Source organism: Nevskia sp. (assembly GCF_021732705.1).
Lineage (GTDB): Bacteria > Pseudomonadota > Gammaproteobacteria > Nevskiales > Nevskiaceae > Nevskia.
The window spans coordinates 1-16,022 of record NZ_JAKFUM010000005.1 but is presented as its reverse complement, the minus strand read 5'-3'; the positions used below and the strand labels follow the sequence as shown (position 1 = coordinate 16,022).

The following is a 16,022-nucleotide window of genomic DNA, read 5'->3' as shown; positions in this document are numbered from 1 at the left end:
CCTGGGGGGTTCGAACCCGTTTTCACGTAACGACGAATGAATCGTCGAATCTGATATTCCCGCACGATCCGCTGGGAGGCTAACGCACAAGCTCAGCCGCCGTTTTGCCGCAGCAAAGCGGAGGATCAGCGTCGCAATTTTTTGCACCTAACGCGAAATATCCGGCGTCCCCGGCACCACATCGCCGCACTGCCCGCGATGGCGCAACGCGTGATCGATCAGCACCAGCGCGACCATCGCCTCGGCAATTGGCGTGGCGCGGATGCCGACGCAGGGATCGTGTCGGCCGGTGGTGCGCATCTCGGTGGCGTTGCCGTCGGCGTCGATGGTCTTGCCGGGGGTGGTGATGCTGGACGTCGGCTTGATCGCGATCGACGCCAGGACGTCCTGGCCGGTCGAGATGCCGCCGGAGACGCCGCCGGAGTGGTTGGCGAGGAAGCCGTCCGGCGTCATTTCATCGCGGCCTTCGGTACCGCGCTGGCTGACGACGCCGAAGCCATCGCCGATCTCGACCCCCTTGACCGCGTTGATGCTCATCAGGCCGTGTGCGAGATCGGCGTCGAGGCGATCGAACACCGGCTCGCCGAGGCCCGGCGGCACCTTCGTGGCGATCACGTTGACCCGCGCGCCGACCGAGTCGCCATCGCGACGCAGCTGGTCGATGTAGGCTTCCAAGGTCGGGATCATCTCGGCATCGCCGCAGAAGAACGCGTTCCGCTCGACCTGATCCCAGTCCTTCAGCGCCATCGGATGCACGCCGATCTGCGAGCACCAGCCGCGGATCTCGGTGCCGAACTTTTCCTTCAGCCACTTCTTGGCGATGGCCGCCGCGGCCACGCGCACCGCGGTCTCGCGGGCGGATGAGCGACCTCCGCCGCGCGGGTCGCGAAAGCCGTATTTCTGGGTGTAGGCGTAGTCCGCGTGGTTCGGGCGGAACACGTCCTTGATCTTGTCGTAGTCGTAGCTGCGCTGGTCGGTGTTTTCGATCAGCAGCGCGATCGGCGTGCCGGTGGTGCGGCCCTGATAGACGCCGGACAGAATCCTGACCTGATCCGGCTCCTTGCGCTGGGTGACGTATTTCGAAGTGCCCGGCTTGCGGCGATCGAGATCCGGCTGGATGTCGGCCTCGGACAGCGTGAGCCCGGGCGGACAGCCGTCGACGACGCAGCCGATGGCCAGACCGTGGCTTTCGCCGAAGCTCGTCACCGTGAACAGTTTGCCGAAGGTGTTGCCGGACATCGTGCGTTACTCGGTTTCCAGACGGGGGATGGGCAGCGGCGCGGCTCGGCGCATCACTTGCGGCGGCTGCGGGCGCGCAGCCAGTCGTTCAGGTCGCGGCGGGTGATGACGAAGACGCCGTCGCCGCCTTTCTCGAATTCCGGCCAGGCGACCGGAATGCCGGGGAAGCGGGCTTCGAATTCGTCGTCCGAACCGCCGATCTCGCAGATCAGCACGCCGTCGTCGCTCAGGTGGGCCGGCGCTTCGCGCAGGATGCGCTCGACGATGTCCATGCCGTCGGCACCGGCTTCGAGCGCGCGCTTCGGCTCGTGCTGGAATTCCGGGGCCAGCGCGGCCCATTCGGCCGTCGGCACGTACGGCGGGTTGCTGACGATGAGATCGTAGCGACGGCTGCCGACCGGGCCGAACAGATCGCCGATCACCGGCCGCACGCGCTCGTTCAGATGATGGCGCGCGATGTTGCGAACCAGCACGGCGGCGGCGCCATCGTCGATCTCGGCCAGATCGACCGTGGCCTGCGGGAACGCGAACGCGCTCGCAATGCCGATGCAGCCGGAACCCGAACACAGGTCGAGGATCGTCGCCGGCTCGCTCGGCAGCCACGGCTGGAAGCCGGATTCGATCATTTCGCCGATCGGCGAACGCGGCACCAGCGTTTTCTCGTTGACCTCGAATTCCAGGCCGCAGAAGTAGGCGATGCCGGTCAGGTAAGGCGCCGGCTTGCGGCTGGCGACCCGCTCGCGCAGCACGGCGATCACCGCGGCGCGCTCGTAATCGGCCAGATGCGTCGCGAGGTAGGCCGCCGGCAGGTCGAACGGCAGTTTCAGGGTCGACAGCACGAGGTGAAACGCCTCGTCCAGCGCATTGTCGGTGCCGTGCCCGAATACCAGCCCCTGACGATTGAACTCGGACGCGCCCCAGCGAATCAGGTCGCGCACGGTGCGCAGCGGCGCGAGGACATCGGGTGTGTCGGACATGAACGGGGGCTAGACGTGATAATCCGTAAAGTATGCGGTTCCGGCCGAGGCAACGCCAAGGCTGGCGAGCCGATTGCCGGCGCGTTCGGCGACGATGAAGGCCGGTTTGCAGCAGATCAGACAGGAGTGCGACGGGTGGCGAAGGCGGAACGGAAGGGGCTGGGCCTGTGGGTGTTGCTGGTGGCGATCGCCGTGCTGACGGGCATTTTCGCCGGCACCGTGCTGCTGAAGCCGGAAGCGGTCGAGATCACGTCCGGCACGATCCTGAAGTCGCCGCGGCCGGTCGAGCCGTTCAGCCTGACCCGCGACACCGGCGCGCCGTTCACCAATGCCGATCTGGCCGGCCACTGGACGGTGGTCTTCGCCGGCTTCACGTTCTGCCCGGACGTCTGCCCGACCACCCTGGCCGAGCTGAAGGCGATGACGGCGAAGCTCGGCGCCACCGCCGATCAGGTGCGCGTAATGTTCGTGTCGGTCGATCCGGGCCGCGATACGCCGGAGAAAATCGGCCAGTACGTGCGCTTCTTCAATCCGGCCTTCGTCGGCGTCACCGGTACCGATGCCCAGCTCGAAGCGCTTGGCCGCAACCTAGGCTTCGTCTACGCCAAGGTCGATGGCGCCACGCCGGACAGCTACACGATCGACCATTCGACGGCGCTGATCCTGATCGATCCGCAGGGCCGCATTGCCGGCTACCTGACGCCGCCGTTCAAGCCGGACACGATGGCGGCCGATCTCAATACCCTGCTCGCCAGCCGCCGCTGAATTCCCTCCCGACCGACCCACGCTCCATGACCACCGACGCCAGCCTCGGCGACACCCTGTTCGCCGCCGTCCAGCGCTGTCTGCCGACGCGCGCCCTGTCCGCGCTGATGTACCGCATCGCCGAAGTCGACAACACGACGTTCAAGAACACGTTCATCCGCACGTTCCTGCGCGGCTACCCGATCGATCTAGCGGAAGCCGAGCGCGAGACGATCGAGGAATACCGGAACTTCAATGATTTCTTCACCCGCGCACTGAAGCACGGCGCCCGGCCGCAACCGAAGGATCCGGACACCTTCGCCTGCCCGGTCGATGGTCGCATCAGCCAGCTCGGCCCGATCCGCGATGGCCGGATCTTCCAGGCGAAGGGACATGACTACACGGCGGCCGAACTGCTGGCCGACCCGGACCTGGCACAAGCCTTCGATGGCGGCACGTTCGCCACCATTTACCTCGCTCCGCACAACTACCACCGCGTGCACGTGCCGTTCGGTGGCCGCCTGCGTCGCTGGACCTACGTGCCGGGCCGCCTGTTCAGCGTCAATCCGGCGACCGCGCGGTCGATGCCGCGGCTGTTCTCGCGCAACGAGCGGATGGTCGCGATCTTCGATACCGCGTTCGGGCCGATGGCCGTGGTGATGGTCGGTGCGCTGTTCGTCGGTGGCGTCGAGACCGTCTGGGGCGGCCGGCTGACGCCGCCGCATGATCGCGGCAGCCAGCCGTTCCACCACACGCCGGAACACGCCATCGCGCTGGCTCGCGGCGACGAGATGGGCCGCTTCCACATGGGCTCGACCGTCGTGCTGCTGGCCCCGCGCGGCGCACTGGACTGGCTGGCGAGCCTCGACGCCGGACAGCCGGTGACGCTCGGCCAGCCACTGGCGCGGGTGTTGCAAAGCGTGCCGGCATGAATCCATCGCTACAGGCTGTCCTTCAGGCGCTGTCCGGCATCGTTCTCGGCAAGGAACGCCAGCTCCGGCTCGCGCTGGCCTGCCTGCTGGCGCGCGGTCATCTGTTGATCGAAGACGTCCCCGGCGTCGGCAAGACGACCTTGGCGCTGGCGCTGGCCCGCGTCTTCGGTCTGGACTTCCACCGCGTGCAGTTCACCAGCGACCTGCTGCCGGCCGACATTCTGGGCGTGTCGATCTTCGACGCGCCGACCGCGACCTTTCGCTTTCATCCCGGCCCGGTTTTCTCCGAAGTGGTGCTGGCCGACGAGATCAACCGCGCCAGCCCCAAGACCCAGAGCGCGCTGCTGGAAGCGATGGAAGAGCGGCAGGTCACCAGCGACGGCGCGACGCGCGCCCTGCCCGATCCGTTCTTCGTCGTCGCCACCCAGAACCCGGGCGAGCAGATCGGCACCTACCCGCTGCCGGAATCCCAGCTCGACCGCTTCCTGATGAAGCTGTCGCTCGGCTATCCCTCGCGGGACGCCGAACGCGCGCTGCTGATCGAGCCGGAACGCCGCGATCTGCTGGCCGACCTGCCGCCGGTGATCGGCACGGTGCAACTGCGCGAGTTCCAGCGGCAGGTGCGCAGCGTGCGGACCAGTCCGGCGCTGGTCGAATACCTGATGGCGCTGATCCGCGCCACGCGCGAGCACCGCGCGCTGCGGCACGGCCTGTCGCCGCGCGCCGGCCTTGCGCTGAAGCACGCCGCGCAGGCCTGGGCGCTGCTCGAAGGACGCACGGGCGTGATTCCGGAAGACGTGCAGGCGGTGTTCGTCGCGGTGGCCGCGCACCGCCTGACCGTGGCCGAACGCAGCGACGCCCGGGCGATCGCCGACGACATTCTGGCGGCGGTGGCGATTCCGTGATCGCCGTCAGCGCGCCGCCGGGCTCGGGGCCGCGATGACGCCCTGGGCCGCGGCACGCCGACGCATCCAGCAATGGATCGCCGCGCGCACGCCACGCGTGCCCGGCCCGTGGTCGATCCACCGGCGCCGCGTCTACATCGTGCCGACGCGCTACGGCTACGGCTTCGGCCTGCTGCTGTTCACGATGCTGCTCGGCGCGATGAACTATTCGAACAGCATGGCGTTCGCGCTGACTTTCCTGCTGGCCGGCATCGGCCTGCTGGCGATGCACTACACGCACGGCAACCTGGTGAACCTGCAGGTCGCCGCGAGTCGCGTCGAGCCGGTCTTCGCCGGCGATCCCGCGAGCTTCGCGCTGACGCTCGACAATCCTTCCGCCGCCGCCCGCTATGCGCTGACCGCCGCGTGGCAGGACGCGACACCGGCGACGCACGTCGACATCGCCCCGCGCGATCGTGCCGTGCTGCGGCTGAGCCTGCCGAGCCGTCGCCGCGGCTGGCTGCCCGCGCCGCGCTTCGCGGTATCGACCGAGTTTCCGGTCGGCCTGTTCCACGCCTGGACCTGGGTCGAGCTCGATCTGCAGGCGCTCGTGTACCCGAAGCCGGCCGCGCTCGGCGCGACGCCGCCAGCCACGCAGGGCGGCGACGGCGATGCCAGCGGCGAGCGTCCGGGGCCGGAGGAATTCGCCGGGCTGCGCAGCTACCAGCCGGGTGACGCCTTGCGCGCGATCCACTGGAAAAGCCTCGCCAAGCATCCGCACCTGATGGTCAAGCAGTTCGCCGAAGCGGTGGATGACCAGCGCTGGTTCGACTGGGCCAGTCTGCCGGCCGGCTGGGATGTCGAGCAGCGCCTGTCGCAGCTGGCGCGCTGGATCGTCGATGCCGATGCCGACGCGCAGTCGTATGGTCTCAGGCTGCCGGGGCAGATCATCGAGCCGGCGAGCGGTGACAGTCATCGTCATCGCTGCCTGCAGGCGCTGGCGCTGCATCGATGATCCGCAAGTCACCCCGCCCGGTCGTCGATCTGCTGCCGCGTGTCGCGATGCTGCGCCTGCTCGCGGTGCTGACCATCGTGCTGACGCCGCATCTGCCGAGGCTGCCGATCTGGGCGGCGGCGCTGGTCGTGGTGCTGATCGGCTGGCGCGCGGCGGCGGCGCTGAACGGCTGGCGCATGCTGTCAGGTGCTGTGCGTGTGGTGCTGACCTTCAGCGCGTTCGCCGGCATCTACGCCAGCTTCGGGCGGGTGAGCGGCCAGACCGCCGGTGTGGCGCTGATCACCGTGATGGCCGCGCTCAAGCTCACCGAGCTGCGCGCCCGGCGCGACACCATGGTCATGGTGTTCCTGATGTATTTCCTGCTGATCACCCATTTCCTGTTCTCGCAGGAAATCTGGACGGCCGCCTACCTGCTGGTCTGTGCGACCCTGATCACGGGCGTGCTGATCGACGCCAACCATCCGGGCGGCGGGCTGGCGCTGCGCCCGGTGCTGAATCTCGCCGGCGGCATGGTGCTGCGTGCGCTGCCGCTGATGCTGCTGATCTTCGTGCTGTTTCCGCGCATTCCGGGGCCGATCTGGGGCCTGCCGGCCGATTCCGGCGCGGCGCGCTCGGGGCTGTCGGATTCGATGGCGCCGGGCGAGATCTCGAGCCTGATCCAGTCCGGCGAAACCGCATTCCGCGTCCGCTTCGACGACACGGTGCCGGCCCCGAACGCCCGCTACTGGCGCGGCCCGGTGTTCTCGCGGTTCGACGGCCGCAAGTGGGACCCGGGCTTCCGCCCGTCGGAGGACGGCGTGCCTTCCGCCGAGCTGTCCGGGCCGGTGATCCGCTACGAAGTCGTGCTCGAACCGAATCGCGCGCGCTGGCTGTTCGCGCTGGATCTGCCATCACGCTTCGGCCTGCCTCAGGACGCCGAACTGAACGGCGACTACCAGCTGGTGCTGAGTCAGGGCGAGGTTCGCGAGCGCCGCCTCTATCGACTGCAATCGCAGGTGCAATACCGTCTGCAGCCCGCGATGTCGGCACGCCAGCGCGAGTGGCTGACGCGCCTGCCGCGCACCAGCAATCCGCGGACCGCGGCACTTGCCCGCAGCTGGCGTGCACAGGGGCTCGGTGACGACGCGATCGTGCGCGAGGCGCTGCGCCGTTATCGCGAGCAGACGTTCTATTACACCCTGCAGCCGCCGGCGCTCGGCCGCGACAGCGTCGACGAGTTCCTGTTCGACACCCGGCGCGGCTTCTGCGAGCACTACGCCTCCAGCTTCGCGGTGCTGATGCGCGCAGCCGGCATCCCGGCGCGCATCGTCACCGGCTATCAGGGCGGCGAGAAAAGCACCGTCGGCGATTACTGGATCGTTCGCCAGAGCGATGCCCACGCCTGGACCGAGGTGTGGATCGAAGGTCGCGGCTGGCTGCGCATCGACCCGACGGCAGCCGTCGCACCGGAGCGGATCGAGCGCGGCATCGGCGAAGCGCTGGCCAGCGACGACCTGCCGGCCTTCCTGAATCCCGCGTTGCGCAGCGGCTTGCGTTTCGACCTCAGGGCCCGCTGGGATTGGCTCAACGCCCAGTGGAACTACTGGGTGCTCGGCTACGGCCCGGAACTGCAGCAGGCCGTGTTGAGCAAGCTCGGACTGGTCGACTGGCGCCGCATGATCATCGCGCTGACCGTGCTGCTGAGCGCAGCGCTGGGCGTGCTCGGCCTGCTGCTGCTGCGCCGGGCCGCGCCGGTCAACCGCGAAGACGAGGCCCTGAAGCTGTGGCGTCGACTGCAAGCGCGGCTCGCACGAGCCGGGCTTCGGCAGGCGCCGGGCGAAGGTCCAATTGATTTTGCAGCGCGCGTGGCCCGCATCCGTCCGGACCTTGCAACGACCATCCGCGAAGCAGCGGCGCGCTATCTCGCGGCCCGCTACCTGCAGCCACCGAACGACGCGGCCGACCCGTCTGCGGATCGCACGGCTCGGCAGGCGCTGTCTGCCGCGATCGCCCGCGTGAAGCCCTGAGCGTTCGCGTCCTGCTCGTCGGCGTTGCGCTGATGCCGCAAGGAAGGAAGGCTGTTTGTTCGGCCGGTCACCCGCGAACGAGTGCCCACACCGTCGGCGCTTGATCAGGAAAGCAATCGAGTCCAGATGCGCACGCCTTTGTGCGCCAGTTCTCAGTTCATCCCGGAATCGATCTCGCACTCGCTCGGCATAGCTGCGAGGCTTCATGAGACTCAAGTCACAGCGTGGCGATCCATGTGATTTGTCGCAATGAACTTGTGTCGACAGTCGTGCTGGCGCCGTTGCCGCCGGTCTCCGCAGATGGGTCGCGCGGAGCCGGTCACCACGGTTATCTGGAGCGGCCGCACGCTCGGGGGACTCGATAACAGCATCACGAGCAGCCAAAGGCTGCCGGAGCCTGCATGCGGAAAAAGAATGATCCGGTCTTCAGCGCCGACGCAGGCCCGTCCCTGCATACCGCGCGCTGGCAGATCGGCGACTTCGAGCTGGACGAGACGCGGCGCGAGCTGCGCCACAAGGGCGTGCTCGTTCCTGTCGAACCGAAGCCGCTGAATCTGCTAATGCAGTTCGCGCGCAAGCCCGGCGAACTGATCACCAAGACCGAGCTGATGGAAACGCTGTGGACCGGCACCATCGTCTCCGATGCCGTGCTCAGCAACAGCGTCAAGAAACTGCGCGACGCGCTGGATCCTTTCGGTACAGAGTGGATCAAGACCGTCCACGGTTTCGGCTACCGGTTCGATGCGCCGGTCGTGCTGATGGCCAGCGAGCCCGGCGCGCCGCTGGCGCCAACCCTCAACCTGAAGCCGGGCGATCTGGTGCCGGGACGCAGCGGCTGGCAGCTGGTCAAGCGACTCGGCTCGGCGGGCGACAGCTGGCTGGCCCAGCATCGCAAGCTCCCGTCGCGCCGCGTCTTCAAGTTCACCAACGACGCGCGCGCGCTGGTCGCGCTGAAGCGCGAGATGACCATCTTTCGCCTGCTGAAACAGAGCCTTGGCGACAACCGCGACTACGTCGAACTGATCGACTGGAACTTCGACGAACCACCGTGGTTTCTCGAAGCCGAGTATTGCGAGGGCGGCAGCCTGCAGGAATGGCTGGCCAGCATCGGCGGCCCGCAGACCCTGAGTCAGGAACTGCGCATCGAACTGATCGCCCGCATTGCCGACGCGCTGAGCGCAGTGCATCAGCTCGGCGTGCTGCACAAGGACCTGAAGCCCGGCAACGTGCTGATCGTGCCCGGAGCCGATGGCGACTGCCCGACGATCAAGCTCGGCGACTTCGGCTCTGGCCGCGTGCTGGACGACCAGCGCCTGATCGAACTCGGCATCTCGCGCGTCGGCGTCACCGCCAGCGCCATGGCCGGCGACAGCACCAGCGGCACCCCGTTGTACTACGCCCCCGAAGTGCTGGCCGGCCATCCACCGACGCTGAAGGCGGACCTCTACGCCCTCGGTATCATGCTGTATCAATTGGTGGCTGGAGATCTGCGCCTAGTGTTCGCACCCGGCTGGGAACGCAACATCGACGATCCGCTGATCCGAGAGGACATCGCCGCAGTATCCGAAGGCGATCCCGCAAAGCGCATGGCCGATGCCTCCGAACTCGCGCGGCGCCTGCGCAGCCTGCCGGAACGTCGCGAGGCTCGGGCGCAGGCCGTTGCCGATGCCATGCGAATCGATGAAGAACGCTTGGCCGAGCGGGTTCGCATCGATGCTGCAGAACGGGCGGTCGAACGACTACGGGCGCGACGCTTTGGTTTGCGGATTGCGGTTGCGGCGCTACTGGGGGGTGTAACCATCAGCACAGCTTTATATTTCAAGGCGCGGACGGCTCAGCAGCAGGCGGAAGCATCTGCTACGCAGTCAAATGCGGTCCGGGACTATCTCGCAAAAGGAATTTTTGAGGAAATCGATCCAAACAAAATTTCCATCCGGAACCTTTCGGTAAAAGAATTACTAGACGCGGCATCCAAACAGATGTCAAAGCGATTTCAGACCGATCCGCGTCTAGAAGCCACTCTTAGGCGTTCCCTTGGACAAACCTATGCGGTTCTAGACTTCAATGCTGAAGCAACTCGTGAATTTGATAGAGCACTAAAGTTATTCCTCGAAATCGACGGCGAAGTATCCGAGGAAGCGCTCGATGTTGCCTCTAAGCTTGTAACCAGCAAATACGTCATCGGACAACTTTCCGATTTTACAAAACAGATCGATTTACTTGAACAACGAGCAGTTGCCAATTTTGGGCCCCGCAATGATACAGTCTTAAGACTGCAGCTTGAACGCGCGCGCGCTGACTACTTCGCAGGAAGATGGGTCAACAGCACAGAAAAGCTAAACCGACTCCTCAAAATAATAGACGAGGGCGTTCTGCCTCAAAAGTCACTCATTGAGTCTATTCTTTCGCTCAAGGGCTTTGTTGACACCGATCTTTCTTATTACGATATTGGTGAATCTGAGTTACGAAGTGCACTCGCGAGTGCGGCAAACCGCGTCGGAAATGATCAGTTGAATGTCGGCAAGATCCACATGCAGCTCGGGATATCTCTGGTCAAAGCAAACAAAATCGAAGAAGCTGAAAATCAACTGCGTATCGCGAGAAGAGTGCTTCAAAAGTGGATCAAAGACGATGACGGTCCAATGCTGATGGTTCGGTGGGGCGAAGCTGAATTGCAAGCAATCAAAGGGAACACGATTGAAGCAGAAGAATTAATCAAATCAGTAATTTTGGACGCGGACAGGGTGACTGCAGGTGGAATCCGGCAAAGTGGTGGTATGCGGCAAGTACTTGCGATGCTTTACGCGAGAAATGGCAAGTGGAGCGAGGCAGAATTAGTTCTGCACGAAGCTTTGACGGACTTTACTGCTGCGGTTGGCGCTCATCATCCTTATACCCGCTCGGCAAAGCTGCAACTCGCTGAGCTTTTTTTGTCTATGGAGAGAATCGGTGACGCGCGTGACATAATTTTGACTCCCGAAGCACTAAGATTTTCAGATTTACCTACTGATCACCCTTTCGTTTTGCGCCTACAAGTCCTAGTCAGAAAACTGGGAATTGAACAGGATCTGGCTCGGAAGATCAATTAAATAGAACGACGGCATCTACACTAACTTTTTATAGTCTTTAAGCAGGGGAAAACAAATGTCGGAAAGAGAAGCAATTGTGGCGATTTTTGAAAAATTCGTTCAGGATCGCGGCTTGTTAACCGAAACCCAGAGAGCGCTCGAATTTTATCAAGAGAGTTTAGGGTTAATCTTGAATTATGAAGAACGGCAAAGATTCGAGTATTTTTTATTTTACGATGACGAAATCGTAACGTCGAAGTGCATTTTTTCTCGGTGTAACAGTTTACCGATTACGGTTCCGAATAATTTTAGTACAACGCAAAGACACTCTGACAGTGAGCTCGTAGAGATTCTTAAAAAACTTTTCAGCGACCGCTTGTTGAAAATAGAAATTACTAATGCTCTTAATTCAGCAATCTCTGAATTTTCTTCAAACGAGATTCCTATTAATCCTTTGGTCTTTTCGATTCGAGCCGGAATCAGAGCGATCAACGGCGGCCGAGTCTATCCTGAAAGTACATGTGTCGGGGGCGGCTGCTAAGAGCGAAGACAGAAGTAAAATCAAACCATTCAGATCTTTCTTACCGCACCGCCCGCTTCAAAGCCTCCCGAATGATCTGATCGGTGCTCATGCCTTCTTTGTGGATGGCATCGGTCAGTTTCTGGGCTTCGGGTGGCTTGTAGCCGAGCGATTCCAGTGCCGCGCGGGCTTCGGAGAGCGGGCTGGCGGGGATGGTGACGCCGGATGAGGTCAGCATGCCGAGGTCGCCCGGGCCGCCGGCGCCGGCCTTGTCGCGCAGTTCGATGACGATGCGTTCGGCGGTTTTCTTGCCGATGCCGGGCAGCTTGACCAGCCGCCCGGTCTCGGCCGCTCGAACGGCCGCCCAGAAGTCTTCGACGCCGATGCCGGACAGGATGGCGAGCGCGAGCTTGGGGCCGATGCCGCTGATCTTGATGATCTCGCGGAACAGGTTCTTTTCGATCTGGGTAGCGAACCCGAACAGCAGATGCGCGTCTTCGCGAACCACGAGATGCGTCTGCAGGACCACGGCGGTGCCGACGGCGGGCAGCTTGAAGAATGTCGACATCGGTGCTTCGATTTCGTAGCCGACGCCGCCGACATCGAGCAGCAGCAGCGGTGGCTGCTTGGCGATCAGGGTGCCGCTGAGACGTCCGATCATGGCGGTTCCTCAGGTTCGGGAAGCAGGCTGATCGCGCGGAGTGCGCATCGATCAGCCCTTGAGATTTCGATTGATGGATCTTGCAGTGACGGCCCGACTCCATGACCCGCGCAGCGCTTCGCCGGTCTTGATCACGGTGCCGCGGACGTGGGCGTGGCAGACGGCGACGGCCAGCGCGTCGGATGCATCGGTCGGCGGCGTTTCGGTGAGATTCAGCAGCACCTTGATCATGTGCTGCACCTGCTGCTTCTCGGCTCTGCCGCTGCCGACGACCGCCGACTTGATCTGCGCCGGCGCGTACTCGGCGACCGGCAGTCCGGCCGAGGCCAGCGCGCAGATCGCCGCGCCACGGGCCTGCCCGAGCACCAGCGCGCTCGAGACATTGCGATTGACGAACACTTCCTCGATGGCGGTTTCCTGCGGCTGATAGTCGCGGATCACCTGCCCGACTTCGGTGAAGATCCGCAACAGTCGCTTCGGCAGTTCGCCGTCATCCAGGTGGATGCGGCCATGATCGATGCAGCGCGAGCGATTGCCGCTATGCTCGATCACGCCCCAGCCGGTGATGCGCGAGCCGGGGTCGATGCCGAGGATGCGGATCGTCGCGCTGGTGCTCACCCGGGCGATCAGGCCGGAAGGTCGGCGTTGTGGTGCACGTCCTGCACGTCATCGAGTTCTTCGAGACGCGCGATCAGCTTGTTCATCTGCGCGGCGGCCTCGCCATCCAGCGCAGCGCGGGTCGCCGGGCGCATCACGACATCCGAATCGATCGGCGCCAGCCCGGCTTTCTCGAAGGCGGCCTTGACGCCAAGGTAACTGTCCGGCGAGGTCAGCACGTCGATGAAGCCGTCTTCGCTAAGCACGTCATCGGCACCGGCTTCGAGCGCGACTTCCATGATCTTTTCCTCGAGCGCGGGGGTCTCGCGGATGTCGAAGATGATCTCGCCGGTCTTGGTGAACTGGAAGGCAACCGAGCCGGACGTGCCGAGATTGCCGCCATTGCGGCTGAACGCGGCCCGCACGTCGGCCACGGTGCGCGTCGGGTTGTCGGTCATGCAGTCGACCATCACGGCGACGCCGCCCGGGCCGTAGCCTTCGTAGCGGATTTCCACGACCTGCTCGGTGGCGCCTTCGCCGGTGCCGCGCTTCAGGGCACGCTCGATCGTGTCCTTGGTCATGTTCGCGGTCAGGGCCTTGTCGATCGCGAGACGCAGGCGCGGGTTGGCGATGGGATCGCCGCCGCCAACGCGCGCGGCGATCGTGATCTCGCGGATGAACTTGGTGAATTTCTTCGCTTTCTGGGCGTCGGCCGCGTTCTTGCGGCCTTCGATCGAGGGTCCACGTCCCATGGTGTGCTTCCGTGATGCCGATGCTGGAATTGGAATGCGGCAAGGGAAAAGGCCTCCCTTGCCGGCGTCGCTGTCCGAGTCCGCTTCGAACGAGACGGACTCGGAATCGACTACTTCTTCTTGTTCGCCGAGTGGATCGCGTGGCCGTCCACGGCCAGCGCGGCCTCATGGAAGGTTTCGGACAGCGTCGGATGGCCGTGCATGGTCAGCTGGATGTCCTGCGTCGTGGCGCCGAACTCCAGCGCCAGCACCGCTTCGGCGCACAGCTCGGACACGTACGGGCCGATCATGTGGACACCGAGCACGCGATCGGTCTTGGCATCGGAAATGAACTTGACCTGGCCGGCAATCGATTCGATCGCGCGGGCCCGGCCGTTCGCCGCGAACGGGCTCGAACCGACCTTGACCTCATGGCCGGCCGCCTTGGCCTGCTCTTCCGAGAGTCCGACCCAGGCGATTTCCGGATTGGTGTAGATCACCGACGGAATGGCGTTGTAGTTGATCTCGCTCTTTTCGCCGTGCAGCTGCTCGACCAGCACCACGCCTTCCTCGATCGCCTTGTGCGCCAGCATCGCGCCGCCAATGACGTCGCCGACGGCATAGATGCCGGGTGCCGACGTGCGGTAATGCTTGTCGACCTTGACGAAGCCGCGCTCGTCGAGCGCGACCCCGGCCGCTTCGGCACCCAGATCGGTCGTGTGCGGGCGGCGGCCGACAGCCACGATCAGCTTGTCGAACTTTTCCGTCTTCAGCTCGCCGCCCTGGTCGTAGGTCACGACCACATCGGACTCGGTCTTCTCCACGGCGGTGACCTTGGCGCCGAGGCGGATATCGAGACCCTGCTTGGTGAACTGGCGCAGCGCTTCCTTGGAAATCGCGGCGTCGACCATCGGCAGGAAACCCGGCAGCGCTTCGAGCACGACGGTCTTGGCGCCGAGGCGCGACCAGACGCTGCCCAGTTCCACGCCGATGACGCCGGCGCCGATGATGCCGAGCCGTCCCGGAACCGCCGTGAAATCGAGCGCGCCCCAGGAATCGACGATGCGGTCGCCGTCGAACGGCGCGATCTTCTTCAGCTCGACCGGCGCCGAGCCGGTGGCGATGATGATGTGCTTGGCCGAGTAGACCTCGGTCTTGCCGTCGTGCGCGGTGTACTGGACCTGGCTGTTGCCGAGCAGCTTGCCGTAGCCGAACAGGCCCGTGACCTTGTTGGCCGCGAACAGCAGCTTGACGCCGCCGGAGTTGGCCTTCGACACCGCCTGCTTGCGGGCCTGCATCTTCGCGATGTCCATCGTCGGCGTCGACACGCCGATGCCGTGAACGTCGAACTCGTGGCCGGCCTTGTGGAACAGCTCGGACGATTCGAGCAGCGCCTTGGACGGGATGCAGCCGGCATTCAGGCAGGTGCCGCCGAAGCTGGGCGTGTTGTCACGGTTCAGCCAGCCGTCGATGCACAGGGTCTTCATGCCGAGCTGCGCGGCGCGGATGGCGGCCGGGTAGCCGCCGGGGCCACCGCCAATGACAATGACGTCGAAGGATTTGTCGCTGGTATCGCTCATGCTCGGGTCCGTTCTGGTAGCGAAGAACGGGCCGCGCAATGAAAGCGGCGGCCCGCTGGTCAGTTCGCTACTTTAACGCATGGCCCGTGCTGGCAACGCCTGAAGTGGCGGGCGACGCGAGCGCCGGACCATCCGGCATCCCGGCGCGTCTGGCCTCAGCCCGCCGTCTTGGCCGCGTCCGCCCCCGAGCCTGGACCCAGCGTGCGGGCGCCGACGATCAGGCACTGGAACATACGGACCAGATGCGCGTGAACGGTTTCCACCGGCACCTGCGGATCGGACATCAGCCATTTGCTCATCACTTCGCGTATCGCGCCGATCATCGCGATGCAGCTTTGCAGGTAGTCCCGGTCCGGCAGCTGGCCGCTCTTGACCAGCTGCTGGGAGAACGTGTTCAAGACATTCGCGAACTCGTGCACCGCCGCGCGGCGACGCTCGAACATCTCCGGACTGACGCCGATCACCTCGACGCACAGGATGCGGGTACGACGCTTGTCTTCGGTGCAGGCACTGACGAACGCGCGGATCGCCGCGAACATGCGCTCCTGCGGGTCCAGCCCCGGCATCTGCAGCGACGCCGCCACCGAGGCCCGCGTGGTGATGTTGATGCGGTCGTACAGCGCAACGAGCACCGCTTCACGAGAATCGAAATGCTCGTAGAAGTGTCGCGTGGTGACGCGGGCAGTGGAGCACAGCAGTTCGATCGGCGTGCGCGAGAAGCCGCGATCGGCGAACAGGTCCAGCGCAGCGTCCAGCAGCCGCTGACGCCGTTCTTCCGCCAACTGCTCGGCACTTCGTCCGGCGTAGCCGCGACGCTTCGGCGGCGTCTTCAATGGAGTGGACGTGCGGGCTGCGAAGCCTGCGTGCAACAACGAATTGGAGGACATGCTTTCTCGATTTCCGTAGCAGCGATGCTCGCGTGTGACGCGAGTAAAGTTGACTATTGAGCCGGCATTGAAATATTGAACTGATGGTGCCGCGTAGAGTCGGAGTTTGCATGGACAAAATCGACTCTCGAACGCTGCCGGTGGAGGCGCTCAACGAGCGGCGCCGCCGGGCGGTGAAGAT

The 16,022-nt window shown here is 64.4% G+C and carries 14 protein-coding genes; 7 read left to right on the top strand and 7 right to left on the bottom strand.

Translation table 11 applies throughout. From position 1 onward, the window contains the following. Window positions 1-147 precede the first annotated feature (147 nt). Entirely contained in the window at window positions 148-1,239 is a 1,092-nt protein-coding gene (gene aroC / locus QZ951_RS05045) for a chorismate synthase (protein ID WP_292999220.1), read from the bottom strand. A gap of 53 nt (window positions 1,240-1,292) precedes the next feature. Further along, complete coding sequence (gene prmB, locus QZ951_RS05040; protein WP_292999218.1) at window positions 1,293-2,216, bottom strand: 50S ribosomal protein L3 N(5)-glutamine methyltransferase; 924 nt, start codon at window positions 2,214-2,216, stop codon at window positions 1,293-1,295. Window positions 2,217-2,351: 135 nt separating this feature from the next. Here prmB and QZ951_RS05035 point away from each other — a divergent pair, with 135 nt between their 5' ends. The 7 genes from QZ951_RS05035 (at window position 2,352) to QZ951_RS05005 (ending at window position 11,406) form a co-directional block, all read left to right on the top strand. Next, the gene (locus QZ951_RS05035) at window positions 2,352-2,981 is read left to right on the top strand and encodes an SCO family protein (RefSeq protein ID WP_292999216.1); all 630 of its coding nucleotides are present in this window, start codon (window positions 2,352-2,354) and stop codon (window positions 2,979-2,981) included. A 26-nt stretch (window positions 2,982-3,007) separates the two neighbouring features. Continuing rightward, the gene (asd, locus tag QZ951_RS05030) at window positions 3,008-3,892 is read left to right on the top strand and encodes an archaetidylserine decarboxylase (protein WP_292999214.1); all 885 of its coding nucleotides are present in this window, start codon (window positions 3,008-3,010) and stop codon (window positions 3,890-3,892) included. Then, window positions 3,889-4,797 carry an AAA family ATPase gene (locus tag QZ951_RS05025; protein ID WP_292999212.1) on the top strand — a complete coding sequence of 303 codons (909 nt, stop codon included), beginning with the start codon at window positions 3,889-3,891 and terminating at the stop codon, window positions 4,795-4,797. The genes asd and QZ951_RS05025 overlap by 4 nt, the downstream gene beginning before the upstream one ends. Window positions 4,798-4,831: 34 nt before the next feature. Further along, entirely contained in the window at window positions 4,832-5,791 is a 960-nt protein-coding gene (locus QZ951_RS05020) for a DUF58 domain-containing protein (RefSeq protein ID WP_292999210.1), read from the top strand. After that, window positions 5,788-7,797 (top strand): DUF3488 and transglutaminase-like domain-containing protein, encoded by a 2,010-nt coding sequence (locus tag QZ951_RS05015; protein ID WP_292999208.1) that lies wholly within the window; start codon window positions 5,788-5,790, stop codon window positions 7,795-7,797. Before QZ951_RS05020 ends, QZ951_RS05015 begins: the two co-directional genes overlap by 4 nt. Window positions 7,798-8,198: 401 nt before the next feature. Next, window positions 8,199-10,886: a winged helix-turn-helix domain-containing protein gene (locus tag QZ951_RS05010; RefSeq protein WP_292999206.1), complete on the top strand. Its 2,688-nt coding sequence runs from the start codon at window positions 8,199-8,201 to the stop codon at window positions 10,884-10,886. A gap of 55 nt (window positions 10,887-10,941) precedes the next feature. Continuing rightward, window positions 10,942-11,406 (top strand): hypothetical protein, encoded by a 465-nt coding sequence (locus tag QZ951_RS05005; protein ID WP_292999204.1) that lies wholly within the window; start codon window positions 10,942-10,944, stop codon window positions 11,404-11,406. Window positions 11,407-11,446: 40 nt separating this feature from the next. On the opposite strand, the gene ruvA is transcribed toward QZ951_RS05005, so the two are convergent. From ruvA to QZ951_RS04980, 5 genes are all read right to left on the bottom strand, one after another. Further along, entirely contained in the window at window positions 11,447-12,046 is a 600-nt protein-coding gene (gene ruvA / locus QZ951_RS05000; RefSeq protein WP_292999202.1) for a Holliday junction branch migration protein RuvA, read from the bottom strand. Between the two features lie 51 nt (window positions 12,047-12,097). Beyond that, complete coding sequence (gene ruvC / locus QZ951_RS04995) at window positions 12,098-12,646, bottom strand: crossover junction endodeoxyribonuclease RuvC (protein ID WP_366943810.1); 549 nt, start codon at window positions 12,644-12,646, stop codon at window positions 12,098-12,100. Between the two features lie 26 nt (window positions 12,647-12,672). Continuing rightward, window positions 12,673-13,395, bottom strand: a complete 723-nt coding sequence (locus tag QZ951_RS04990; RefSeq protein WP_292999198.1) for a YebC/PmpR family DNA-binding transcriptional regulator — start codon at window positions 13,393-13,395, stop codon at window positions 12,673-12,675. A 110-nt stretch (window positions 13,396-13,505) separates the two neighbouring features. Further along, window positions 13,506-14,954 (bottom strand): dihydrolipoyl dehydrogenase, encoded by a 1,449-nt coding sequence (gene lpdA, locus QZ951_RS04985; protein ID WP_292999196.1) that lies wholly within the window; start codon window positions 14,952-14,954, stop codon window positions 13,506-13,508. Between the two features lie 155 nt (window positions 14,955-15,109). Further along, a complete protein-coding gene (locus tag QZ951_RS04980; protein WP_292999194.1) occupies window positions 15,110-15,841 on the bottom strand; it encodes a TetR/AcrR family transcriptional regulator in 732 nt (243 codons plus the stop codon). Between the last annotated feature and the right edge of the window lie 181 nt (window positions 15,842-16,022).